Below are 22,426 nucleotides of genomic sequence, written 5' to 3'. Positions count from 1 at the left end.
TATAGGCACGGCCGTCGCCCCCGTCAGCCTTATTCCGCGGCGATCGGCTAGGGAGTCGCCCCCCGCGTGCGCGCCATCGCGGCGTCGATCGCGCGTTCGAGTCCGGCCAGCGTGAACGGCTTGCGCAGCAGCACATGGCCACCAAGGGCCTCGCCGTTGGCCTCGCCTGCGAAACCAGTGACGAAGAGCACCGCCAGATGCGGAAAGTCGGCCGCCAGCCCGGCCACCATCTCGGTTCCGGTCTGGCGCGGCATCAGGACGTCCGAGAGAACGAGGTCGATGTGCGGATGACGCTGGAGCAGCGCGGGCGCGGCGAGGGGATCGTCGCAGGAAATCGCACGATGCCCCAGTTCCGCCAGCGCGCTCATCGTGGCTGCCAGAACCCGCGGATCATCCTCGACGACAAGGAGATCGATGCGGTCGCTGCCGGTCGCCTCGGGCGTTGCGGGTTCTGCGACGACGCGTACGGGCGAAGCCGTATCGCGGGGCAGATAGAGGATTACCGTAGTGCCCTCGCCGAGTTTCGTGTCGATGGCGATGCCGCCGCCAAGCTGACGAACCAGTGCAAAGATCTGGCTGAGGCCCAACCCGGTGCCCTTGCCCACCGGCTTGGTCGTAAAAAAAGGTTCGAACACCCGCTCAACCACCTCGGGGCTCATGCCGGTCCCGGTATCGGTGACCGCGATCGTGACGTGCTCGCCGGCACCGCATTCACCGACCTCGCCCTCCCGCAGCATCGCCCGCCCGGTCGCGATCGTCAGCGTACCGCGGCCGTTCATGGCATCTCTCGCGTTGACGGCGAGGTTGAGGATGGCATTTTCGATCTGCACCCGGTCGCATCGAATACGCCAGCCTCCGGATCCATCCTGGGCGACTAGCGTCACCGCGTCACCAAGCGTGCGGTCCAGCAACGCAGACATCTCGTCCACGATCTCGCGCGCGACGATGCTCTCCGCGTTCAGTGCGTCCTCACGCGAAAAGGCCAGCAGCTGACGGGTCAGGGCGGCCGCGCGGTTTGCGCCCTCGGTCGCGTTGTCGATGTGTCGGGCAGCGGACGTGGGGTCTGAGTGGAGCACGCGCCGGGCAAGTTCCAGGCCGCCGAGAACGACGGCGAGCATATTGTTGAAATCATGCGCGATGCCGCCGGTTAGTTGGCCCACCGCTTCCATCTTCTGAACCTGACGCAACTTGGCTTCCTGCGCGCGCAGTTCGTCGGTGGCCTGTGTCACCGCCTCTGCCAGTTCGCGGGCGCGCTGGCGCGCTGCATCGGCCTCGGCCTGCGCCACCTTGCGTTCGGTGTAGGCACCGAGCGTCATCCAGCCCAGCGTGATGGCGCCGAGCACCAGCAAGATGCCGAATACCGCCAGGAGCAGCGCGATCCGACTCGATTCCTCGACGGTGCCCATGACCGCGCGGGTACGGTTGGCGAGCAACGCCTTCTCGCGCGCGATGATCGCATCGAGCAGTCGGTTGATCCGAACGAGCTCGGGCGCCATACCTGCCTGATTGTAGAGGGCGTAGGCCTGGCGGTTCTTCTTGTACGCAGTGCTCAGGGCGGTGAGGGAAAGATCGCGTCCTCGTGCGATATAGGCTTCCCGCAGCGCGTCGATCCGACGCTGCTGCTGGCGATCGTCCGCAATGCGGTCCAGGCGGTCAATCTGACTGGCGGCCAGGTTCCAGTCTTCCGAATAGAGCTGCCCCATCCCCCGGTCGCCCGATATGACATAGCGACCGAGCGATGCCTCCGAGCGGGCAATCGTTCCCGACAGCGACCGAGCCAGGATCATCACGTCGTAGCTGCGCGACTGGAGTTCGAGCGCCTGGTCACGCTGCCGGTTCGCCCCGCCTAGGATGACCATCAGCGCAACGAGGGTCGCTGCCCCCAACGCCGCCATCGCGACGAACGCGAAGGTGCGCCAGAGCGCATCTCCGTCTTCCGGTGCGTGGTCAGCCGTCCATTCCACCGGCGCGATACTATCGCATCCGGACGTACGCGCAAACCATCGCTGGACCTCAGTCGATCGCGCCGACCATGCGGCCCGCCGACTGGAACATGTGCAGCACTATATCCAGCTGTGCCGGCGTGTGTTCGGCGCATAGCGAGCAGCGTAGCAGGAACGTGCCGGCCGGGGTTGCCGGGGGCCGGGCCATGTTGACGTACAGACCGCCTTCGAGCAGCGCCTGCCACATCGCCACCGCCTGCTGCTGGTCGTCGAGGATCACCGCGACGATCGCGCTGTCGGGCGTCGCGGTGCCCAGGCGGAACCCCATTGCGGTAAGTCCGCCGTGAAGGTGACGGGCGTTGCGCCAGAGCGCCTCGCGCTTTGCCGTCGCGGTCATCAGCTTGCGGATCGAGGCCGTCGCTGTCGCCACGACGGAGGGAGGCAGGCTCGCGGTGAAGATGTACGCGCGACAGGCCAGGCGGATCGCCTCGAACTTGGGATGGTTCGAGACGCAGAAACCGCCGACCGTGCCGACCGACTTCGAGAACGTCCCAACGATGAAGTCCACCTCATCGTCAAGCCCCTCGGCCTCGTACACACCGCGCCCATTGGGACCGAAGAAGCCCATCGAATGCGCCTCGTCGCTCAGCACCATGCACCCGTGCTTCTTGGCGACCGCGACCATTTCCTTCAGCGGCGCGACGTCGCCGAGCATCGAATAGACGCCCTCCAGCACGACCAGCTTGGCGGGTTCCCTGGGCAAGCGCCCGAGCCGCTTGTCGAGATCCTCGACGCTGTTGTGGCGGAAGCGGACGATCTCGGCATTGCCCTGCGCGCAGCCGTCGTAGATCGACGCGTGGCTGTCGGCGTCGAGGATGACGTATTCGCCTTTGCCCGCCAGCGTCGAGATCATGCCCAGATTGGCCATGTAGCCGGTCGAGAACACGATCGCGCCGCTGACGCCGTAGAAGTCGCGCAGCGCCTGTTCGACCTCGATATGGTCGTGGAAGGTGCCGTTGAGCATCCGGCTGCCGTTGGTGCCCGAGCCGAATTTGTCGAGCGCGGCCTTGCCCGCCGCGATCACATCGGGGTCGAAGGTCATGCCCATGTAATTATAGGTGCCGAGCAGGATCGTCTCGCGCCCCTTGATGACGGCCTGGGTCGGCGAGAGCACCTCGTCCATCACGATTGCGAACGGATCCGTGACGCCGGTGTCGATCAGCGCCTGCCGCTCGGCGATCAGCGCGTCGAACTTGCTCATCAGGTCGCGTACAGGGGGGGCTGCGGGCGGATCGAGGTCGAGCGTCTCGGCCTGGAAACCGGCGTCGGTCATGCCTTGAGCTTCGCGACCGCATCGACCAGCTGGCCGACGGTCTCGATCTCGGCCTGCATGTTCATCGTGATGATGATGTCGAATTCGTCCTCGATCGCGGCGACGAAGTCCATGACGGTCAGGCTGTCCCACTCCAGATCGCCCTGGAAGGTCGTCGCGTCGCTCAGCGCCACGCCCTTCTTGTTGAACGGTTCGATCTGGGCGGTGACGGTGTCGAATATGGCTTGGCGATCGGTCATGCACCCTCCTTGGCCGATGAATGCGGCGGCTTTTCGGCGGCTATAGCAAAGCGTGTGCGCGATACCATGCCGCCGTCGCCGCGAGGCCGGCCGCGGTGGCGGTCGCGGGGGTCCAGAGTTCGGGCGGCGGGCGGCGCGCCGGACCGGCGGTCCAGTCGGCGTGGCAGAGATAGCCGACGCGGTCGCGGGTGAGCTTGGCGCCGCGCCCGCGTATCGCCGTGTCGATCGCGGCGGCGAGCGACAGCAGCGGGCGGGGGAGGTGGACCGGCAACACCTTGCGGCCGACCGCCATGCCGATCGCCTGGGCGAGTTCGGCATGGGTCATGCCGGTGCCGTCATCGACTTCGTAGATCGCCCGGTGGTCCCGGGCTTCGGCGAGCGCCAGCAGCAAAGCGGCGAGATCGCCGGCCGCGATCAGCGACACGCGGCCCGACGGCGGCAGCAGCACCAGGCCGCGGGCGGCCATGCGGAACATGTCGCGCATCTCGGTGTCGCCGGGGCCGTATACGCCGGTCGGGCGGACGATCGTCCAGTCGAGTCCGCTCGCCTCGACCAGCGCCTCGCCCTCGCGCTTCGACCAGCCATAATCGGACAGTTGCGGCTCGCGGGCCGAGAGCGACGACACATGGACGAAGCGGCGCACGCCCGCCTCCCGTGCCGCGGCGATGACGGCGCGCGTGCCCTCGATATTGGCGGCGGCGAAGCCGGCGCGGTCGGCGTTCACCGTCCCTGCGATATGCAGGACGGCGGCGGCGCCTGCGCACAGGGTGCCAAGGCTTTGCGGGTCGTCCAGTGCGCCCGCTATCCAGGTCACCCCGGCGCGCGGCGGTTGCGGCGCCCTCGCCAGCGCGCGGACCACGTGGCCGGCGGCCAGCGCCCTGTCGATGACGTGCCTGCCGACGAAGCCGGTGCCGCCGGTGACGGCGAGGATCACAGCAGCGCCAGATGGTTGCGGTGGATCAGCGCGGCGCGCGGGGCATAGCCGAGGATCGCGGCATGCTCGTCCGATCGCCGGCCGAGCAGCCGCACCGCTTCGGCGGCGTCATATTCCGCCAGCCCGCGCGCGATCGTGCCGCCCGGCCCCTCGACGGTGATGAGGTCGCCGCGTGCGAACCCGCCGTCGATCCGCGTCGCGCCCGCCGCCAGCAGGCTGCCGCCATCCGCCAGCGCGCGCGCCGCGCCGGCATCGACGTGGATGCTGCCGCGCGCGGTCAGCCCGCCCGCGAGCCATGCCTTGCGGGCAGGGGCGGTCTTCTCCGCCACGAACAGGGTATGGCGGTGCGCGCCCGAGAGCGGCCGCTCCGCCCGGCCGCTGGCGATCGCCAGATGCGCGCCCGCGGCGGTGGCGATCCGCGCCGCGGCGATCTTCGACACCATGCCGCCCGATCCCATGCCCGAGGCCGATCCGGCGTCCGCCATCGCGGCGACCGTGTCGATCCGCTCGACGCGGGCGACGTGCTTGGCCTCGGGGTTGGTGTGCGGATTGGCGTCGTACAGGCCATCGACGTCGGACAGCAGCACGACAGCGCCCGCCGCCGCCGCCTGCGCGACGCGCGCGGCCAGCCGGTCGTTGTCGCCGAAGCGGATTTCGGCGGTGGCGACCGAATCGTTCTCGTTGATGACCGGCACCACGCCCAGCGCCAGCAGCCGCGACAGCGTGGCGGCGGCGTTGAGATAGCGGCGGCGATCCTCCAGGTCGTCGAGCGTCACCAGCATCTGTGCAGCGGTCAGGCCCCGCGCGCCGAGCAGCTCGGCCCAGACCTGGCACAGAGCGATCTGCCCGGTCGCGGCCGCCGCCTGCGCATCCTCCAGGCTCGCGCGGCCACCTTTCGCCAGCCCCAGCCGCCGCGCGCCCAAGGCTATGGCGCCCGACGAGACGATCGCCACCTGCTGCCCGGCGCGGACCCGGTCGGCGATATCGGCGACCAGCCCCGCCAGCCAGTCCCGCCGCACCGCGCCGTCGGGATCGACGAGCAGCGCCGAGCCGACCTTGACGATCAGGCGCGGGCAGGTGGCGGGGGCGAACAGCATCGGCGGGGCTTAGCCGGTGCGGCCGATCGCCTCAATCGCGCGCGAAGATGTCTTCGTGGGGAATGACGATAGCGAGCGTGGGTATCTCGATCCCGCGCGTGCCCGAAAACATATGGTCCAGCCAGCCCTGGCTCATGCGCTCCACCGTGCGGCACATCTCGTTGACCGGATCGACAAAGGCGATCGTGCGGACGCTCGGGAGCCGCTTATATTCCTCCAGCTTCGTCCCCTGGTCGAGCGTCGCGGTGCTCGGCGACAAGACCTCCACGATCACGGTCGGGTTCGCGAGCGTCTTCGCATCGGTCAGGTCGTCGCGCGGCGGCTGGTCGCAGTAAATGCTGACGTCGGGATAGCGCACCTCGGTCTCGCTCACCCGGACGGCCATGTCCGGGCCGTAAGGGCGACAGCCCGACCCGCGCAGATGCTGCCGCAACCACGCAAAGACATTTCCCTGGACCCATGCGTGCGGCTCGGTTCCGCCGGCCATCATCACGATGACGCCGTCTTCCAGCTCGAAGCGCCGGTCGGTGCCGAAATCCATCTCCAGAAACTCGTCGGCCGTGATCTTTCTATAGGCGGGATCGTGACGCATGGCCGATTCCTCGATGGTCAGGCGGAGCGGACGCAAGGATAGCACGATTCACCCCGGATGCATCACACCGGCGACCATTCCACCGCCACCTCGCCCTGATCGTCGTCACCCACCCGGCTGCCCTCCGGACTCGCCTCCGGCCCGATCGCCTCGATCAGCTTGTCGAGCACCCAGTCGACGCCGGTCCCCGCCGCGCCCGACAGCGGGATCACGTCGGCGCCGCTGATTTCCGCCAGTTCGGCGGACAGCGCCTCGATCAGTTCGTCGTCCAGCGTGTCGATCTTGTTCAGCGCGACCACGAACGGCTTGTCGGTCAGCCCGGCGCCGTAATTCTCCAGCTCCTCGCGCACCACGCGGTAGGATTCGGCGACGTCGTCGTCCTGCGCGTCGACCAAATGGAGCAGCACCCGGCAGCGTTCGATATGCCCGAGAAAGCGGTCGCCGATCCCGGCGCCCTCGGCCGCGCCCTCGATCAGGCCGGGGATGTCGGCGACGACGAATTCGCGGTTCTTGTGGCGGACGACGCCCAGTTGCGGGCGGGTGGTGGTGAAGGCATATTCGCCGACCTTGGCCTGGGCGTTGGTCACTGCGTTGATGAAGGTGGATTTGCCCGCATTGGGCAGCCCGACCAGCCCGGCATCGGCGAGCAGCTTCAGGCGCAGCCACACCCATGCCTCCGCACTCGGCCAGCCGTCGCCGTGCTGGCGGGGCGTGCGGTTGGTCGAGGTCTTGTAGCTGGCATTGCCGCGGCCGCCGTCGCCGCCGCGCAGGAAGACCTCGCGCTGGCCGACCTTCGTAAAATCGAGCAGCACCTCTTCGCGGTCCTCGCTCAGCACCTGGGTGCCGACCGGCACCCTGATGACCAGATCGTCGCCGCCGCCGCCGGTGCGGTTCTGCCCCGATCCGCCGTGGCCGCGGGGCGCGCGGAAATGCTGGGTGTAGCGGAAGTCGATCAGCGTGTTCAGCCCGGCGACGGCTTCGAAGATGATATCGCCGCCCTTGCCGCCGTTGCCGCCGTTCGGGCCGCCATATTCGATATATTTTTCGCGGCGGAAACTGACGGCCCCGGGGCCGCCGCTGCCGGAACGCACGAAAATCTTGGCTTGGTCGAGGAAATGCATGGCGCAGCGCCTAGCGCTTTAGCGCCGCTAAAGCGACCCGGCGCAAGCCCGGCCGGCGCGGCTCGCCGCGACCGACGACGCGGCTTTGCCGCGGCGTGGATGGAACGCCCGGTCGGCGCAGACGAAAGGTCACTGGAAAGTCACATCCTGCAGCGTGCTTCTTGTACTTCGTCACGACCAACGGTCGCAGATATTGCCAAAGGTGCCACGCATCGTCGCGCACGAAATGGCGATGAGCTGGTCTGCACGAGGGAGAACGAGCGGGCACCCCGGGTTCCGAGTCGCAGACCTTTGCATGGATGCTGGGCTGTAGGACAGGGGGTGCGTGTCGGCTTCGCCCATTCCTCGCCATTTGAGCGGCTAACGATCCTCCCGAAAGCGATCAGTCATTCAGGATGCCATCGCCAGCGGCAGGATCGAACCATCCAAAGCTTCTTTCCTACCAGCCCTGCCCGCCATTTACGCTCGCTACGATAGCTTCAGTCGCCGCACATGGCGGCCCTGAAAGTGTTCTACCAGTCAGGCGCAACAGAAGAGGGGCGTTCGCCATCGTATCCCGCTGCATCCTCAATTCCACTACATGAAAGTTTGTAACAAAGCCGCCCCGGTAATACCAAACGATGGTCTTATCTTTAAATACATAGGCGCGAATAAACTGACGATGCGGTAAACCTTTCGATTTTTGATCCTCTACATCGAACGGGATAAACTTCTCGCCAACATCTGCAACGTCCAGCTTCTGTCTACGAAATTCGGCAGCGACATCTGGAAGCTCGCGTAGCGAGGTGACTATGCGAGCGGGCTTAGAAAACCGGCATTTTGCTGGAACTGGTGCGCTAAAGCTTGTCGTTACGGTTTGAGCACTAGCGGGCTGAAGACCAAATTCTAAACAGCAGGCTACGGCAAGAACCAACGCTCTCTTCTTCAGCATGCCGCATCTCCGATCGCAGCCACCAATGATGCAAACACGAGGTCTGCTACGATCCCGGCTGTCCGGCGAATATCCGCTAACAGCATTTAGTTGGCAATAGCGGCCCGGCTGTTCACCACCATCACCGGACGTCACGCTGGAAAGGAAAAAAGCGGAACCGCGGGTCAAGCCTGGGGTGGCAGAACACGGTTCACGGTTCGCCACCCTTTCAGCCCCCGAGCCTCCACCATCACCCCGCAGCCCCCCGCGACGCCAGCAGCGCCCGTGTCGCCAGTTCGCGCGCCTTGTCGCGGGGCAGGGCCAGCGCCTTGGCCATCGGGCCGCCGAGCAGTGCGTCGCCCAGCGCCATCAGGACCAGTTGCAGCGTCTCCTCGTGGAGCGGCAGTGCGGCTTCGGTGTGGCCGTCGGCGAGGCGATCGACCAGAGTGTGGATCGCCTCCAGGATCGGATCGAGCGCGTCCTCGTTGCCCGACAGGATCATCCAGCTCGCCAGCGCACCTGCGCCACCCTTGCCGAACGCGTCGAAGGTCATCGCGACGACTTCGCGCGGGTTCTGGTCGCCGGCGCGCGCGCGCAGCGCCGCCTCGGCGATCTGCCCGACCACCGTGTCGGCCATGCTGGCGATCAGCGCCTTGTGCAGCCCTGCCGCAGAGCCGAAATGATGCAGGACGTTGGCGTGGGTCCGCCCGATCCGCGCCGCCACGGCCTTTAGCGTGACGGATTGCGGTCCATGTTCGATCAGCAGCGCGCGCGCCGCATCCAGAGCGGCATCGCGCGACTCCTCGGGAGAAAGGCGACGGCGGGTAATTGACACTTGTGTAAGTAATACCTAGTTTGTGCTATCACTTCGGAGGTTTCCATGGCGAATGCAACGCCCGCCGACCTGACCATCACCCCACGGGACCGCCGTTTCGGCCGCGGCGCCGCGATCCGGCGCTGGTGGCTGAACGACGATCCCTATGCGACCGCCTTCTACAACGCGCTGTCGGTGACGTTTCCCAAGGGCGAGGGCTATTTCGTCGAGAGCGTCCGCGCCTTTCGCGACGGCACCCCGCCGCGGCTGAACGCCGAGATCAACGCCTTCATCAAGCAGGAGGTGATCCACACCCGCGAGCATGTCGCGTTCAACCGCCACGTCGCCGACCAGGGTTACGACACCGGCCTGCTCGACCGCGACGTCGATGCCGCGCTGGCGCTGACAAAGGGCCGGCCGCCGATCGCGAGCCTGGCGGCGACCACCGCGCTCGAACATTTCACCGCGATGCTGGCGCACGAGCTGATCGCCAATCCGAAGCATCTGGCGGGCGGCGACGAACAGGCGCGCGCGCTGTGGCTGTGGCATGCCGCCGAGGAGATCGAGCACAAGGGCGTCGCCTATGACACCTGGCTCCACGCGACCCGCGACTGGCCGCGCTTCAGGCGCTGGCGGGTGAAGTCGCTGGTGATGCTCATCACCACGTGGCGCTTCTTCACCGGCCGGGCGCGCGGCATGGCCGAACTGCTGCGCCAGGACGGGATCACCGGTCCCAGGGCGTGGGCGCGGATGGCGTGGTATGCGTTCGGCAGTCCCGGCATGGCGCGCAAGATCGCGGGCGTGTGGGCGGCCTATTTTCTCCCCCGGTTTCACCCGTGGTCGCATGACGACCGTGCGCTGATCGCGCTGGCGGAAAGCGATTATGAAGCCGCGGTGTTGCCGCCGGCGGCTTGAACGAGGAACGTTGGTTCACGCGGAGGCGCGGAGCCGCGGAGATGTTGTGCTCGGGGCGGCCTTCATTCCGTCTTCGCGACCCATCCGATGATAGAGCCCTGCGGGCTCGGCCGTCCCGAGCGCCGCAGGCACTACCCTTCTTCTCCGCGTCTCCGCGCCTCCGCGCCTCCGCGTGAATCAACCTTTGCTCCTTCGCGCGAACTCACTGCCCTACGCCGCGATCGGCATCGGTGCGGATTGCTCCCCCTCCAGGTCGAGCGCATATTCCACGCTTGGCGTCACACCTTCGCGCCCGCCCGAGGTCTTCGCCGCGATCTCGCCCGTCCGCCGGAAGCCCAGCTTGGCGAGCACCCGCCCGGACGCTGCGTTGTCGGCGAAGTGCCAGGCGCGCAACTCGCGGATCGGCAACGCGTAACGTGCCATCGCGATCACCGCGCGCCCGGCTTCCGTCGCATAGCCGCGGCCCCAGGCGTCCGGCGTCAGCCAATAGGCAAGATGATGGCCCTCCGGCTCCTCCTGAATCGCGATCCCGCCGACGATCGTGGGTGCGGGACGATCGTGGGCGACGATGACGAAGCGCGGGTCATGCGGCGCGCGGGCGCGGGCAACGAAGGCCTCGGCATCCGCCAGACCATAGGGATAGGGCACGCGCATCAGCATCCGCGCGACCGATTGGTGGCCGATCGCCGCCGCGACGGCGGGCGCGTCCTCCGGCCACACGGGACGAAGCGTCAACCTCTTCGTGCGCGCGAACATAGCTCACTCTCCTCTCGCGTCGGCGCCGACCTGCCACGTCTGGATGACGCGGCGGGGACAGCGGCAGGGGAGGGAGCAAGAAAAAAGGGAGCCGGGGTGACCCGTCTCCCTTTCGAAGCTGGTTCCAGTCAAGGAACCCGGGTCACCCTGGTGGGCAACCCGGCTGGTTGCCCGTTATTCCGCGGCTTGTGCCATCGGCTGCTCGATGAAGCAGAACTTGCGACCGAGCTTGCCCTGTTTGAACGCGACTCGGCCATCGACCAGCGCGAACAGCGTGTGGTCGGTGCCCATGCCGACGCCGGCGCCAGGATAGAATTTGGTGCCGCGCTGACGCACGAGGATGTTGCCGGCGATCGCTTCCTGGCCGCCGAACTTCTTCACGCCGAGGCGGCGTCCGGCCGAATCGCGGCCGTTGCGCGACGATCCGCCTGCTTTCTTATGTGCCATGTCGAATAGCTCCCTTACGCCTGAGCGGCCGGGGCGGTGTCGCCCGCATGCTGCTTTTCGGTGTGACCGCCGACCGACACGATCTTCAGGATCGTGTGCTGCTGGCGATGGCCGTTGCGGCGGCGATAATTGTGGCGACGGCGCTTCTTGAAGACGATGACCTTGTCCGCCTTTGCCTGCGCGATGATCTCGGCAGCGACTGTGAACCCGGCCAGATCCTGCATCTCGGAGCCTTCGCCCGCCAGCAGGACATCACCCAGCGTCACCGACGCACCTGCCTCGCCATCGATCTTGTCGATGACGATCTTGTCTCCGGCGGCGACGCGGTACTGCTTGCCGCCTGTGCGCACGATAGCGAACATGGCCAAAAGTCTCTTTCAAAAAGCTCAAGACCCGCCAAGCACAAGCCTGCCGGGAAAGAAGTGCCAGCTAGGCAAGCGCGCCCGTGCTGTCAACCTAGAAGGGCGCGTCTAGTGCCGGTGTTCGCGCTTCAGCTCGTACTTGCCGTCGGCATAGGCCTTGAACAGACCCGAAATCGCCGGGTGATCGACCGGCTCATCGGTATCGTCGGGCACCAGATTCTGCTGGCTGACATAGGCGACGTAGGTCGATTCCATGTTCTCGGCGAGCAGGTGATAGAAGGGCTGGTCCTTGCGCGGACGGATACCTTCGGGAATCGCCTCATACCATTCCTCGCTATTGGCGAAGACCGGATCGACATCGAATATGACGCCGCGAAAATCGAACATGCGGTGGCGCACGACCTCCCCGATCGAGAACCGCGCATGGGCGATCGGCGGTGCCTTGGGGTCGGCGACGGATTCGGGCAGGTCATGGCGAGGCATGGCACCAATCTAGTGCGTCTGCGGCGGCGCACAAGCGTGCTTGCGGTCCCGCCGGGGTTGCGATAGTGGCACGCCCCTGACCGACCGGCCGACGTCCTGGACGTCGATCACGACCTCGCGGAGAGGTGGCAGAGTGGTCGAATGTACCGCACTCGAAATGCGGCGTGCCCTCACGGGCACCGTGGGTTCGAATCCCACCCTCTCCGCCAATCGCCGCCTTTAAGCCCGCATCGCCGCGAATGAACACAAAGGCTGTGCCGTGCAGCTGTGCTGCACCGCGGGAAAATATCGCTTCCGTCATTTAGAAAATATCGCTTCCGTCATTTAACTGTCACCGCCACGCCTCGGCTGAGTCACGCCATCCGGCCACCGCAACGTCATTCAATTAAGGAATGGCGATGTCTGGAAATGCCTCGACCGCGATGATTCTACTCGCGACTGGTGTCTTGTATTCGAGCGGGGCGTGGGGGCAGGCGTCCGTGCAAGCGCCGGCCGCTTCTCAGGAATCAGCGGGGAGCGACGAGATCATCGTCACCGCGCAGAAGATCGAACAGCGTGCGGTGGATGTGCCGATCACGATTTCCGCGGTGACGGGAGCGCGCATTGCAGAGTTGGGCGTCGGCGACCTGGACGAATTGTCCAACTACATCCCCGGCCTGAACGTGCAGGAACAGAGCGCCAACAATCCCGGCATCGTGATCCGCGGCATCACGTCCGATTCGGGATCGGCGCAGCAGGGGCCGCGGGTGACGCTCTATTATAATGGCGTCGACATCTCGCGGTCGCGTGGATCGTATCAGGCGATCTACGATCTGGAGCGCGTCGAGGTCATCAAGGGGCCGCAGGCGACGCTGTTCGGCACCGCATCCGCGGTCGGCGCGATCAGCATCACCTCCGCGCGGCCGCGCGAAGGCTTTTCCAGCGCGGTGACCGCCGGTTATGGCAATTTCGATCAGACGTTGCTGTCGGGCTTCGTCAATGCAGGGTCGAGCACGCTGGCCGGTCGCGTCGCTTTCGAGTGGAAGGCGCGCGACGGCTATGTCGAGAACCTCTCGCCCAATCAGGACAAGGAACTGTACGCGCAGGACCAGCTCGGCGTGCGCGCCTCGCTGCGCTGGACGCCGACCGACGCGCTGACCGTCGATCTGATCGGAACCTATGACCGCCAGCGCAACGGCGGTACTCCGTTCGTTTCGCGGGCGCTCCCGACCTCCGCGGGGCCGGGCAATCCGTTCGGCGTGGCGAACCTGGGTGGTTCACCGGTGTCGGAGGCGGTGCTTGGCGCCGCCCAACTCGGTCTCGACCGCGATGTATACGATGCCAACCTGACCGTGTCCTACGAATTCGCGCCCGGTTTCACTTTCACGATGGTCAACGGCTATCGCGACTTCGACAGTCGCGAGGTGTTCGATGCCGACGGCTCGGCCGCCTGGTATCTGGAATTCGCCGAGATCGCCAAGGGGTGGCAGGCAAGCCACGAGAGCCGCTTCGCCTACAGCAATCCCAATTGGCGCGCTTCGTTCGGCTGGAACGTCTTCGTCGAGGACAGCAGCCAGAACGTCCCCTTTTCATCCGAAGAAGGTACGTTCCTGCAATGCGCGGCCCGCGTCGTGCCGGGCCTGGCGTGTATCGACGCGGCGGGTGTGGTGCAGGCGTCGCGCGCCACCGGGATCCTGTCGGGTGGGCGGCTGAGCCAGGTGCCCTATAGTTCGACCTTCGAGAACCAGGGCCAGAACGACAGTTATTCGGTCTTCGGCGACACGACCTGGATACCGGTTCCGGCGCTGGAACTGACCGCCGGCGTCCGCCTGCTGATCGAGCAGCGCAAATCGGGATTCATCGCGCGCGTCCCCCGGCCGGTGCTCAATCCCACCGCCTTCTCGCTGATTCCCGGCCAGATCGACACCGGCGGACAGACCTATATCGCGCAGCGAAGCTATTCGGCGGTGCTGCCGCGCATCAACGTGCTTTACCGCCTCAGCCCGGACGTCAACGTCTTCGCCACCGTTTCGAAGGGGCGCCGGTCGCCGGTGGTGCAGCTCAACGCCGCGCGCCTGCCGAGCGGTCAGCCCACGCCCAATCTCCAGGCGATTCCCGAAGAGGTCGTCTGGAACTACGAAGGCGGGCTGAAGGGAAGCATCGGCCCGATCTCCGGCTCGGTCGGCGTCTATTACCAGAAATATGACGGATTTCAGGTCAGCGTCACCCAGCCCAACGGCACCGCGCTGACGCAAAGCGCCGGCACCGCCAGCAATCTGGGCGTCGAGGCCGAGGTCGTGGTTCGGCCGACCTCGTGGATAAACCTGTTCGGCAACGTCGGCTATATCGACGGCGGCATCGACGAGAACAACAGCTTCGCCCCCGCCTTCTCCGGCGCACGCTTTCGTCTGCAGCCCGAGTGGCAGGCGGCAGCCGGTCTCACCGTTGATGCCCCCATCGGCAATGGCATGCGTCTGTTCGCCACCCCCAGCGTAACCTATCGCAGCCGCATCTTCTTCGAACTGCCGAACAATCCGGCCATCTCGCAAGCGGCCGTCACGCTGGTCAATGCCCGCGCCGGAATCAGCTTCGCCGAAAAGAGATTCGAACTCGCCGGGTTCATCCGCAATGCGACCGACGAGAATTACCTGCTCGACGCGGGAAATACCGGTGGCGGGTTCGGCATACCCACCTTCATTCCCGCCGAGCCGCGCTTCTACGGCGCGCAGCTCACCGCGCGCTTCTGATCGACGCCGCCAGCAAGAGGACAGGATTGATGACGACGATAGGCCGGCGGGGCGCATTGGCGCTGATCGGAAGCGGTGCGACCCTCGGCCTGCCGGGGCTGGGGAGGGCGCAGTCGGGCGAGGGCGCACGCTTCGTGCATGGCGTGGCCAGTGGCGATCCGGCACGCGACGGCGCGGTGATCTGGACGCGTGTGACCCCCGCGGGCGGGGCGACCGGTGATGTCGCGCTGGAATGGCATGTCGCGACCGCGGCTGACGGTGAACCGCTCCGCTCCGGGCGCGTCTCGGCCCGCGCCGTCGCCGATCACACCGCAAAGGTCGACGTCACGCGTCTCGATCCCGGCCGGGATTATTGGTTCTGGTTCACTACCGCGGCTGGTGGGCGGTCGCCTGTCGGGCGATTCCGGACGCTGCCGGTCGGGGCCGTGGACGAGCTGGTGTTCGCGGTGGCATCGTGCCAGCTCTATCCGGGAGGGCTGTTCAACGCCTTCGCGGACATCGCAGCGCTGCCGCGGCTCGATGCGGTCATCCACCTTGGCGATTACATCTACGAATATGGTGCCGACGGCTATGGCGGCGAGATCGGCCGAAAAATCGGCCGCGCGCCCGATCCCACCCATGAGATCGTGACGCTCACCGATTATCGCCTACGCCATGCGCAGGCCAAGGCTGACCCCGACCTGCAGGCCGCGCACGCCCGCGCCGCCTTCATCTGCGTTTGGGACGATCACGAGGTCGCCAACGACGGCTGGATCGGCGGCGCCGAGAACCACGATCCAGCGACCGAAGGCGACTGGAAAGCGCGCAAGGCCGCGGCGATGCAGGCATGGTTCGAGTGGATGCCGGTGCGCGATCCCAAGCGCGGCCGGCCGTGGGAAGCGATCAACCGCAGCTTCGAATTCGGCGACCTCGCGACGCTGGCGATGGTGGAAACGCGGCTGCTCGCGCGGTCGGAGCAGGTCGCTGCCAAGGGTGAGGCACCCGGCCCCGACGAATATGCCGGGATGCTTGCCAAGCGACAGCGCCCGGATCGCGAGTTGCTGGGTGCCACGCAGCAGCGCTGGCTGGAGGGCGTGCTGACCGGGTCGGTCGAGGCGGGCAAGCCATGGCAGGTGTTGGGGAACCAGGTGGTGATGGCACGGGTCGCCGGCCCCGATCTCGAACGATCGTGGGGACCGGAGAAGTTCGCCGCAACGATGGCCAAGCTGCCGCCGATGTGGCGCGAGCGGCTGAGCGCGGCGAGCGCGAGTTATCGCGCCGGATTGCCGTTCAACTTCGACAGCTGGGACGGCTATCCTGCGGCGCGCGAACGCCTCTACGCTGCGTTTCGCCGAGCGGGATCGCGCCCGCTGGTGCTGTCAGGCGATAGCCATGCCGCTTGGGCGAACGACCTGCGTGACGCGGCAGGAACGCTCGTCGCCGCCGAGTTCGGGGCTACGGCGATCACCAGCCCGTCCTACGGATCGTTGCTGCCCGGCATCGGGGCGGCCATCGCCGAGGTAAATCCGGAGGTGCTGTTCTGCGATCAGGACGGCAAGGGCTACACGCTCCTGACGCTATCGCGCGCTACGGCGACGGCCGAGTTCGTCGTGGTTTCGACGATCATGACCAAGCCCTTCGAGCGGCGCGTTGCCGCGCGCTATGAAGCTCTGCCTGGCGGGGGCAACACCGGCCTGCGCGCCGTATAGCGCTACCATCGGGCACTTTGCCTATGCGGGCTGGGGCGCCAGCGACATGTCGTCCAGCCAGGCATCGGCCTCCACGACCGTTTCGAAGGCCTTGATATGGTCGTTCGGCAGCACGCGACGGATCTGCATGCGCAGCAGGGGGCTGGCCGCGACGATGGCGATGCGACGGGCCTTGAGCGGTGATCGGACGACGAGTTGCTGAAAGGCGCCCATCACGTCCTGCCCCTGGGCCTTGGCGCCGGGCGTTTGGACGAGCAGGTCGAAATAGCCCTTGTGACGGATGATTTCGCGCGCACCCTCCTGCTCGTCGCGCGCGAAGGCGGCGACATCGCTCAGGCTGAGGAAGCCCGACATGTCGGCCCGGATGCGTCCTCGCTCCAATTCGATGGAGACGTCACAGGCCATCAGTGGGCACTCGCATAGGCGTGGGGCGCGTGGGGTGCGTTGGCCTGAGCGGAGAACAGCCACTTTTCCGCGCTTTCCACGTCATCGAAAAACCGGCAGCTGCCCCGGTTTATGATCCGACGGACCTGCATTTTTGCGGGCGAACCGCCGGTGACGAAGGCCATGCGCTGGGACATCAGATCCTTGTCGTCGAGCAATGCACGAAAAGCCGTGACGACATCCTGAAGCTGTATCCGGCATGCCGACACGTCGCACAGCGTCAGATGAGAGCCTCTCGCCCGAGCGAACCTGCCGTGGGCCTCTCTCAGCGAAGCCGTAAAGGCGTGAACGTCCGCAATCGCGAACAGCCCCGACAAAGCGATCCTCACCAGTGGCACGGCCGGATCGACGGTTATGCGATATTCCGCCATGCGAGATGCTTTGGCATGACACCTCTTAAAGATGATTTAAGTGGCCGCGCCCGCGGCATGCGCTGCCTCCAAAACCTCCATCACGGCCAATGCGTCACCGGCAGGCACGGGGTTCGGCTCCTCGCCGCGGATGGCTGCTGCCAAAGCGCTCCAGAACATGCAGTAATCGCCCCGTGCGTTGGGGAAAGGAACGGGTTCGGACTTGCCGGGAACCGTGAGCATCCCGTTGTTCCCGTCGAACCCCCACGTGCCGCTTCCCGGCCGTTCGCCTGCCAGCGTCGCGGCCTCTTGCGGGTCGATGCCGTGTTTGATCCAACTGCCCTGCGTGCCATGGACCGCGAAACGCAAGCGATGGTCGGCGACCAGCTTGCTTGCGTGCAGGATCACGCGCCGTCGCGGATACCGGAGCACGACATGGAAATAGTCGGACGCGGGCGCACCGGCGCGCAAGGTGGCGAAGTCGGCGTCGATCGCGCTCGGCATGCCGAAGAGCTGGAGTGCCTGATCAACGAGATGCGGCCCGAGGTCCAGCCACGAACCGCCGGTGCGGGCTTCTTTCCAGACAGCAGCGAGCTCGGGACGCCAGCGATCGAAGCGGCTCTCGAACTGCACGATCTCACCCAGGGTTCCCGCGGCGATCAATCGTCGCAGCGTCAGAAAATCCGCATCCCAGCGCCGGTTGTGGAAGACGGTGAGCATCAGCCCACTCGCCTCAGCCCGGTCGGCGACGCGCCGTGCGTCGGCCAGCGTGGTGGCGAAGGGTTTGTCGATCACCACGTGCTTGCCCGCCTCCAGCGCGGCCAGCGCATGTTCGGCGTGCAGGGCGTCCGGGCTGGACACCACCACGAGGTCGATGCCTGGTTCCGACAGCAACGCCTCGACACTGGACACCACGCGCATGCCCGGCAGGTCGGCATGAACCTTGGCAGCATCGCGCGACACGACCGCGCGGAGCGCCATGCCGCGGGTGATCGCGATATACGGCGCGTGAAAGGCACGGCCGCCCAGGCCATAGCCGATCAGCCCGACGCCGATGTCAGCCATGCGCTCGCCCCGTCATCTGTAATGCCACCGCTTCGGCGACCTTGATGCCGTCAACGCCCGCGGACAGGATGCCGCCGGCATAGCCCGCGCCTTCGCCCGCCGGGTAGAGTCCGGCTGTGTTCAGGCTCTGGAAGCCAACGCCCCGCGTGATCCGCACCGGTGACGATGTGCGGGTTTCCACGCCGGTCAGTACGGCATCGGGATGATCGTAGCCGGGGATGAGCCGTCCGAACACCGGCAGCGCCTCGCGCAGCGCGGTGACCGCGAAGTCGGGCAGGCACGTCGCCAGATCGGTTGGCCGGACGCCTGGCCTGTAGGAGGGGATGACGCTTTGCAGGCACGTGGACGGTCGCGCCGCGACGAAATCGCCCAGGGTCTGAGCGGGCGCCTTGTAGTTAGATCCGCCCGCGACATAGGCCAGCGTTTCCCAATGGCGTTGCAGCGCGATGCCAGCAAGCGGATGCCCGGGATAATCGCGCTCGGGATCGATGCCGACGACCAGCCCGGAATTGGCGTTGCGCTCGTTGCGCGAATATTGGCTCATGCCGTTCGTCGCGACCCGCCCGACCTCCGACGTTGCGGCGACAACCGTGCCGCCGGGACACATGCAGAAGCTGTAGGCAGTGCGGCCGTTGGCGCAGTGATGCGACAGGCTGTAGGCGGCCGCGCCGAGATCGGGATGACCCGCGCACGCGCCAAAGCGCGCCTGATCGATCCAGGACTGGGGATGCTCGATCCGCACCCCGATCGAGAAGGGTTTCGCCTCCAGGTGGACGCCTGCGGCGTACAGCATCTCGAACGTGTCCCGCGCGCTGTGGCCGATGGCGAGGACGACGTGATCGGCTTCGAGATAGTCTGAGTTGCCCAGGTGCAGGCCGCGCACGCGGCGCGTTCCGTCCGCATCGGTCGCGATGTCGATGCCGTCGACGCGGTGACCGAAACGATATTCGCCGCCCAGCGCCTCGATGGTTTCGCGCATGCTCTCCACCATCGTGACGAGGCGGAAGGTGCCGATGTGCGGATGTGCTTCGGTGAGGATTTCGGGCGGGGCGCCTGCCTTGACGAACTCGGTCAGCACCTTGCGGCCGAGGTGGCGCGGGTCTTGGATCTGGCTCCACAGCTTGCCGTCGGAAAAGGTGCCCGCGCCGCCCTCGCCGAACTGCACGTTTGATTCCGGCTCCAGCACGCCCCGGCGCCACAGCCCCCAGGTGTCCTTGGTGCGTTCGCGCACGATCTTGCCGCGGTCCAAGATGATCGGGCGGAATCCCATCTGCGCGAGGATCAGACCGGCAAACAGCCCGCAGGGGCCGGCGCCGATCACCACCGGGCGGCGGTCCGAGGGCAGGGCAGGGGCCTGCGCCACGAATTTATAGCGGGTGTCGGGGGTACGCTGGACGTTGCGATCCTTGCGAAAGCGGCCGAGGACCGCCGCCTCGTCGCGCAGCGTCACGTCGACGGAATAGACCAGCAGGATCGCGGACTTGTCGCGCGCGTCATGGGCGCGCCGCGCGACGGCATAGCGGATGAGGTCGCGCGGGGAGATCCGCAGCCGTTTGCAGATCGCTGCCTGCAGGGACTCCTCGGGCATGTGGAGCGGCAGGGTGAGTTCGGTTATGCGCAACATGTCGGCGGCGCGTTTACCCGCGCGGCGCGGGGTTGACCACCGCGCGGCTTGCGGGGGCCGGGCGCTTCGCGCATTCTCGGGCGATGCGCACGACTTCCGACTCCGATGCCGTCCGTCTGTATCATCTCGACGACGAGGGTGGGGTAGCGACCACGCTGATGTACGGCCCGCTCGCGGAGGCGCTCGCCTTCGCGGCTGCGCAGCCGGAGGAGGTCCAGGCGGGGCTGTTCCTGCAAACGCGCGATGACGTCGTATCCTATGGTGATCTCGTCGAAGGCTGACGGCCCGATCCGTCGCATCCTTCGGCATCGCCCGGCGTTTCGCGCCCTGTTCGTCCAAGGAAACGCGCCGAATGCATCGTCACGCCGCACTGACTTCCCCTGACATCGAGCCTGCGCCCATGATCCCGGCGCAGGATGATCGGCCGCGGTGGATCGTCACGCGGCCGGGTATCCCCTATTTCCTCACCGACAAGGGTCAGCCCTGGACGCCGATCGGCCAGAACGACGCGATCAGCTGGCCCGAACTGAGCGGACTGTTCCGCCGCCGCGATCTGGCTGGCGTAGAGGCGCATCTGCGCTGGTTGAAGGCCCATGGTGTCACCTGTCTGCGGCTGATGCTGGAATATGCGCAGGTCGAACACCGCTATATCGAACGCCCCGCCGGCCGGTTTCCGCCCAACATGGTGGCGCTGTGGGACGATCTTTTCGCGTTGCTGGAAAAGGTCGGGCTGCACGTCCTGCTGACGCCCTACGACACGTTCTTCATGTGGAAACGGTGGCCGCACCATCCCTACAACCGGCGCAATGGTGGCCCGGCGGCGAGCCGGCGGCAACTGCTGACCTGTGCCGATACGCGCGCCGCGATCAAGGCCCGCCTGGCGTTCGCGAGCGATCGTTGGGGCGGCAGCCCCGCGCTGTTCGCCTGGGATTTGTGGAATGAGATGCACCCGGCGCATTGCGGCGACGATCCTGTGCACTTCACCCCCTTCATCGACGATGTCGGCCCCTGGCTGCGCGCATTCGAGATCGAGCGCCACGGCCGCGCGCACCTGCAAACGGTGTCGGTATTCGGACCCGAACTGCTCAGGCACCCGGAGATCGCTGAACCGATCTTCCGGCACCCTGCACTCGATTTCGCCAATACCCACCTTTATGAATCAGGCACGATCGACGATCCCAAGGACACCGTCGCGCCGGCGATGGCGGTCGGGCGGCTGATGCGCGCGGCGGTCAACGACGCCCGCGACCTGCGGCCGGTATTCGATTCGGAACATGGACCCATCCACCGGTTCAAGGACCGCAAGCATACGCTGGCCGAAGCCTTCGACGACGAATATTTCCGCCATATCCAATGGGCGCATGTCGCCAGCGGCGGCGCGGGCGGCGGCATGCGCTGGCCCAATCGCCATCCGCACGTGCTGACCGCGGGCATGCGGCGGGCACAGGCGGCCCTCGCCAGGATGCTGCCGCTGATCGACTGGACACGGTTTCACCGGCGTAACCTCAACGAGGAATTGCGCGTCACCGACGATCGCGTCGCCTGCTTCGGCTGCGGCGACGCGGAGCAGGCGTTGGTCTGGCTGCTGCGCCGCGATCTGGCCAAGCGAAATAGGGTGCTGGATCGCGAAGCCGCGCCGATCGCCATCGGTGTAACTGTGCCGGGGTTGGCCGATGGAGGCTATTGCATCACGCAGGTCGATACGCTGTCCGGCGACTCAATCGGAACCATTGGTGCGAGTTCCGGGGGAGGAAAGCTGACGATCGACCCGCTCACCATCGGCACCGATCGCGCGCTCGTGATCCGGCGGATCGGATGAGTGCCCACAGGACGGTGCGCATCGGCACCGCCGGTTGGGCGATCGGCGCCGCCTTTCGCAACCGGTTTCCCGCCCAGGGCACGAGCCTACAGCGTTACGCGACCCGGCTGGCGGCGGTGGAGATCAACTCGTCCTTCCACCGTCCGCACCGGCCCGCGACCTATGCCCGCTGGGCGGGCAGCGTGCCCGATGACTTCCGCTTTGCCACGAAGGTGCCGCGCGCGATCACCCACGATGCGAGGCTGGCGAACTGCGACGATCTGTTGTCGGCGTTCGCGGCAGAGTGCGGGGCGCTGGGCGCCAAGCTGGCCGTGATCCTCGTGCAATTGCCCCCAAGTCTTGCGTTCGACCCGGCGATGGCGGCGTTCTTCGCCGGCGTGGCGGGACACTTCGACGCAGCCATAGCTTGCGAACCGCGGCACGCGAGCTGGTTCGAAGGCGAGGTGGACGCCTGGCTCGCCGAACGCCGCATCGCGCGCGTCGCCGCCGATCCGGCACGCCACCGCCACGCCGGCGAACCCGGTGGCTGGCGCGGGCTGACCTATTACCGGCTGCACGGTTCGCCGGTGATATACCGATCTTCCTATGATGACGCGGCCATCACGGACATGGCCGGGCAGCTTGCCGCCGATGCGGCGCCCGAGCGCTGGTGCATCTTCGACAACACCGCATCGTCGGCTGCTTTGGGCAACGCCCTCGATCTCGGGGCGCCGGAACGACTGAATCTTTTTCTGGCTCCCCCGCCCGCGCTTCGGCGTTGAGAC

At 66.6% G+C, this 22,426-nt stretch carries 23 protein-coding genes and 1 tRNA gene; 7 read left to right on the top strand and 17 right to left on the bottom strand.

Annotation, left to right across the window (positions count from 1 at the left end; genetic code table 11):
• Window positions 1-47 precede the first annotated feature (47 nt).
• From VF643_RS01795 to VF643_RS01755, 9 genes are all read right to left on the bottom strand, one after another.
• Window positions 48-1,895, bottom strand: coding sequence for an ATP-binding protein (locus tag VF643_RS01795; RefSeq protein ID WP_414713771.1), 1,848 nt, complete (start codon window positions 1,893-1,895; stop codon window positions 48-50).
• 118 nt (window positions 1,896-2,013) lie between these two features.
• Window positions 2,014-3,276, bottom strand: a complete 1,263-nt coding sequence (spt, locus tag VF643_RS01790; RefSeq protein WP_331041645.1) for a serine palmitoyltransferase — start codon at window positions 3,274-3,276, stop codon at window positions 2,014-2,016.
• A complete protein-coding gene (locus VF643_RS01785; RefSeq protein ID WP_331041644.1) occupies window positions 3,273-3,515 on the bottom strand; it encodes an acyl carrier protein in 243 nt (80 codons plus the stop codon). The genes spt and VF643_RS01785 overlap by 4 nt, the downstream gene beginning before the upstream one ends.
• Before the next feature lie 40 nt (window positions 3,516-3,555).
• A complete protein-coding gene (locus VF643_RS01780) occupies window positions 3,556-4,449 on the bottom strand; it encodes an SDR family oxidoreductase (RefSeq protein WP_331041643.1) in 894 nt (297 codons plus the stop codon).
• Window positions 4,446-5,546, bottom strand: a complete 1,101-nt coding sequence (gene proB / locus VF643_RS01775) for a glutamate 5-kinase (protein ID WP_331041642.1) — start codon at window positions 5,544-5,546, stop codon at window positions 4,446-4,448. Before proB ends, VF643_RS01780 begins: the two co-directional genes overlap by 4 nt.
• 31 nt (window positions 5,547-5,577) lie before the next feature.
• Window positions 5,578-6,138 carry a Uma2 family endonuclease gene (locus VF643_RS01770; RefSeq protein ID WP_331041641.1) on the bottom strand — a complete coding sequence of 187 codons (561 nt, stop codon included), beginning with the start codon at window positions 6,136-6,138 and terminating at the stop codon, window positions 5,578-5,580.
• 62 nt (window positions 6,139-6,200) lie between these two features.
• A complete protein-coding gene (gene obgE, locus VF643_RS01765) occupies window positions 6,201-7,259 on the bottom strand; it encodes a GTPase ObgE (protein ID WP_331041640.1) in 1,059 nt (352 codons plus the stop codon).
• Between the two features lie 439 nt (window positions 7,260-7,698).
• Entirely contained in the window at window positions 7,699-8,190 is a 492-nt protein-coding gene (locus tag VF643_RS01760) for a hypothetical protein (protein ID WP_331041639.1), read from the bottom strand.
• Window positions 8,191-8,419: 229 nt separating this feature from the next.
• Window positions 8,420-9,004 (bottom strand): TetR/AcrR family transcriptional regulator, encoded by a 585-nt coding sequence (locus VF643_RS01755; protein ID WP_331041638.1) that lies wholly within the window; start codon window positions 9,002-9,004, stop codon window positions 8,420-8,422.
• 45 nt (window positions 9,005-9,049) lie between these two features.
• Between VF643_RS01755 and VF643_RS01750 the strand changes: the two genes are divergently transcribed.
• Window positions 9,050-9,898 carry a metal-dependent hydrolase gene (locus VF643_RS01750; protein ID WP_331041637.1) on the top strand — a complete coding sequence of 283 codons (849 nt, stop codon included), beginning with the start codon at window positions 9,050-9,052 and terminating at the stop codon, window positions 9,896-9,898.
• A gap of 210 nt (window positions 9,899-10,108) precedes the next feature.
• On the opposite strand, the gene VF643_RS01745 is transcribed toward VF643_RS01750, so the two are convergent.
• From VF643_RS01745 to hspQ, 4 genes are all read right to left on the bottom strand, one after another.
• Window positions 10,109-10,654 carry a GNAT family N-acetyltransferase gene (locus tag VF643_RS01745; RefSeq protein ID WP_331041636.1) on the bottom strand — a complete coding sequence of 182 codons (546 nt, stop codon included), beginning with the start codon at window positions 10,652-10,654 and terminating at the stop codon, window positions 10,109-10,111.
• Window positions 10,655-10,828: 174 nt separating this feature from the next.
• On the bottom strand, window positions 10,829-11,101 hold the full coding sequence (rpmA, locus tag VF643_RS01740; RefSeq protein ID WP_331041635.1) for a 50S ribosomal protein L27: 273 nt from the start codon (window positions 11,099-11,101) through the stop codon (window positions 10,829-10,831).
• A gap of 14 nt (window positions 11,102-11,115) precedes the next feature.
• The gene (gene rplU / locus VF643_RS01735) at window positions 11,116-11,463 is read right to left on the bottom strand and encodes a 50S ribosomal protein L21 (RefSeq protein WP_331041634.1); all 348 of its coding nucleotides are present in this window, start codon (window positions 11,461-11,463) and stop codon (window positions 11,116-11,118) included.
• Between the two features lie 108 nt (window positions 11,464-11,571).
• On the bottom strand, window positions 11,572-11,946 hold the full coding sequence (gene hspQ, locus VF643_RS01730; protein ID WP_331041633.1) for a heat shock protein HspQ: 375 nt from the start codon (window positions 11,944-11,946) through the stop codon (window positions 11,572-11,574).
• A 119-nt stretch (window positions 11,947-12,065) separates the two neighbouring features.
• Here hspQ and VF643_RS01725 point away from each other — a divergent pair.
• From VF643_RS01725 to VF643_RS01715, 3 genes are all read left to right on the top strand, one after another.
• Window positions 12,066-12,155, top strand: a tRNA-Ser gene (locus tag VF643_RS01725).
• A gap of 189 nt (window positions 12,156-12,344) precedes the next feature.
• On the top strand, window positions 12,345-14,672 hold the full coding sequence (locus VF643_RS01720; RefSeq protein ID WP_414713764.1) for a TonB-dependent receptor: 2,328 nt from the start codon (window positions 12,345-12,347) through the stop codon (window positions 14,670-14,672).
• A 29-nt stretch (window positions 14,673-14,701) separates the two neighbouring features.
• Window positions 14,702-16,360 (top strand): alkaline phosphatase D family protein, encoded by a 1,659-nt coding sequence (locus VF643_RS01715; RefSeq protein ID WP_331041632.1) that lies wholly within the window; start codon window positions 14,702-14,704, stop codon window positions 16,358-16,360.
• A 21-nt stretch (window positions 16,361-16,381) separates the two neighbouring features.
• Here VF643_RS01715 and VF643_RS01710 read toward each other — a convergent pair whose 3' ends face one another.
• The 4 genes from VF643_RS01710 to VF643_RS01695 are packed head-to-tail and all read right to left on the bottom strand — an operon-like array spanning window position 16,382 to window position 19,843.
• A complete protein-coding gene (locus VF643_RS01710; protein ID WP_331041631.1) occupies window positions 16,382-16,765 on the bottom strand; it encodes a hypothetical protein in 384 nt (127 codons plus the stop codon).
• Window positions 16,765-17,175, bottom strand: coding sequence for a hypothetical protein (locus VF643_RS01705; protein ID WP_331041630.1), 411 nt, complete (start codon window positions 17,173-17,175; stop codon window positions 16,765-16,767). Before VF643_RS01705 ends, VF643_RS01710 begins: the two co-directional genes overlap by 1 nt.
• Before the next feature lie 36 nt (window positions 17,176-17,211).
• Window positions 17,212-18,219, bottom strand: a complete 1,008-nt coding sequence (locus VF643_RS01700; RefSeq protein WP_331041629.1) for an oxidoreductase — start codon at window positions 18,217-18,219, stop codon at window positions 17,212-17,214.
• Window positions 18,212-19,843 carry an NAD(P)/FAD-dependent oxidoreductase gene (locus tag VF643_RS01695; RefSeq protein ID WP_331041628.1) on the bottom strand — a complete coding sequence of 544 codons (1,632 nt, stop codon included), beginning with the start codon at window positions 19,841-19,843 and terminating at the stop codon, window positions 18,212-18,214. Before VF643_RS01695 ends, VF643_RS01700 begins: the two co-directional genes overlap by 8 nt.
• Window positions 19,844-19,926: 83 nt before the next feature.
• Here VF643_RS01695 and VF643_RS01690 point away from each other — a divergent pair, with 83 nt between their 5' ends.
• The 3 genes from VF643_RS01690 (at window position 19,927) to VF643_RS01680 (ending at window position 22,423) form a co-directional block, all read left to right on the top strand.
• Window positions 19,927-20,124 carry a hypothetical protein gene (locus VF643_RS01690; protein WP_331041627.1) on the top strand — a complete coding sequence of 66 codons (198 nt, stop codon included), beginning with the start codon at window positions 19,927-19,929 and terminating at the stop codon, window positions 20,122-20,124.
• 119 nt (window positions 20,125-20,243) lie between these two features.
• Complete coding sequence (locus tag VF643_RS01685; RefSeq protein ID WP_331041626.1) at window positions 20,244-21,662, top strand: hypothetical protein; 1,419 nt, start codon at window positions 20,244-20,246, stop codon at window positions 21,660-21,662.
• Window positions 21,659-22,423: a DUF72 domain-containing protein gene (locus tag VF643_RS01680; protein ID WP_331041625.1), complete on the top strand. Its 765-nt coding sequence runs from the start codon at window positions 21,659-21,661 to the stop codon at window positions 22,421-22,423. Before VF643_RS01685 ends, VF643_RS01680 begins: the two co-directional genes overlap by 4 nt.
• Window positions 22,424-22,426 lie beyond the last annotated feature (3 nt).

It is taken from the genome of Sphingomonas sp. (assembly GCF_036387595.1).
Lineage (GTDB): Bacteria > Pseudomonadota > Alphaproteobacteria > Sphingomonadales > Sphingomonadaceae > Sphingomonas.
This window is presented reverse-complemented; position numbering and strand designations above follow the sequence as displayed.

What these genes read in the sequence shown, in the direction of transcription:
- VF643_RS01795 (WP_414713771.1), bottom strand. Translation starts at nt 1,895, where the DNA reads ATGGCGGCGTTGGGGGCAGCGACCCTCGTTGCGCTGATGGTCATCCTA.
- spt (WP_331041645.1), bottom strand. Translation starts at nt 3,276, where the DNA reads ATGACCGACGCCGGTTTCCAGGCCGAGACGCTCGACCTCGATCCGCCC.
- VF643_RS01785 (WP_331041644.1), bottom strand. Translation starts at nt 3,515, where the DNA reads ATGACCGATCGCCAAGCCATATTCGACACCGTCACCGCCCAGATCGAA.
- proB (WP_331041642.1), bottom strand. Translation starts at nt 5,546, where the DNA reads ATGCTGTTCGCCCCCGCCACCTGCCCGCGCCTGATCGTCAAGGTCGGC.
- VF643_RS01770 (WP_331041641.1), bottom strand. Translation starts at nt 6,138, where the DNA reads ATGCGTCACGATCCCGCCTATAGAAAGATCACGGCCGACGAGTTTCTG.
- obgE (WP_331041640.1), bottom strand. Translation starts at nt 7,259, where the DNA reads ATGCATTTCCTCGACCAAGCCAAGATTTTCGTGCGTTCCGGCAGCGGC.
- VF643_RS01760 (WP_331041639.1), bottom strand. Translation starts at nt 8,190, where the DNA reads ATGCTGAAGAAGAGAGCGTTGGTTCTTGCCGTAGCCTGCTGTTTAGAA.
- VF643_RS01750 (WP_331041637.1), top strand. Translation starts at nt 9,050, where the DNA reads ATGGCGAATGCAACGCCCGCCGACCTGACCATCACCCCACGGGACCGC.
- VF643_RS01745 (WP_331041636.1), bottom strand. Translation starts at nt 10,654, where the DNA reads ATGTTCGCGCGCACGAAGAGGTTGACGCTTCGTCCCGTGTGGCCGGAG.
- rpmA (WP_331041635.1), bottom strand. Translation starts at nt 11,101, where the DNA reads ATGGCACATAAGAAAGCAGGCGGATCGTCGCGCAACGGCCGCGATTCG.
- rplU (WP_331041634.1), bottom strand. Translation starts at nt 11,463, where the DNA reads ATGTTCGCTATCGTGCGCACAGGCGGCAAGCAGTACCGCGTCGCCGCC.
- hspQ (WP_331041633.1), bottom strand. Translation starts at nt 11,946, where the DNA reads ATGCCTCGCCATGACCTGCCCGAATCCGTCGCCGACCCCAAGGCACCG.
- VF643_RS01720 (WP_414713764.1), top strand. Translation starts at nt 12,345, where the DNA reads ATGTCTGGAAATGCCTCGACCGCGATGATTCTACTCGCGACTGGTGTC.
- VF643_RS01715 (WP_331041632.1), top strand. Translation starts at nt 14,702, where the DNA reads ATGACGACGATAGGCCGGCGGGGCGCATTGGCGCTGATCGGAAGCGGT.
- VF643_RS01710 (WP_331041631.1), bottom strand. Translation starts at nt 16,765, where the DNA reads ATGGCCTGTGACGTCTCCATCGAATTGGAGCGAGGACGCATCCGGGCC.
- VF643_RS01705 (WP_331041630.1), bottom strand. Translation starts at nt 17,175, where the DNA reads ATGGCGGAATATCGCATAACCGTCGATCCGGCCGTGCCACTGGTGAGG.
- VF643_RS01700 (WP_331041629.1), bottom strand. Translation starts at nt 18,219, where the DNA reads ATGGCTGACATCGGCGTCGGGCTGATCGGCTATGGCCTGGGCGGCCGT.
- VF643_RS01695 (WP_331041628.1), bottom strand. Translation starts at nt 19,843, where the DNA reads ATGTTGCGCATAACCGAACTCACCCTGCCGCTCCACATGCCCGAGGAG.
- VF643_RS01690 (WP_331041627.1), top strand. Translation starts at nt 19,927, where the DNA reads ATGCGCACGACTTCCGACTCCGATGCCGTCCGTCTGTATCATCTCGAC.
- VF643_RS01685 (WP_331041626.1), top strand. Translation starts at nt 20,244, where the DNA reads ATGATCCCGGCGCAGGATGATCGGCCGCGGTGGATCGTCACGCGGCCG.
- VF643_RS01680 (WP_331041625.1), top strand. Translation starts at nt 21,659, where the DNA reads ATGAGTGCCCACAGGACGGTGCGCATCGGCACCGCCGGTTGGGCGATC.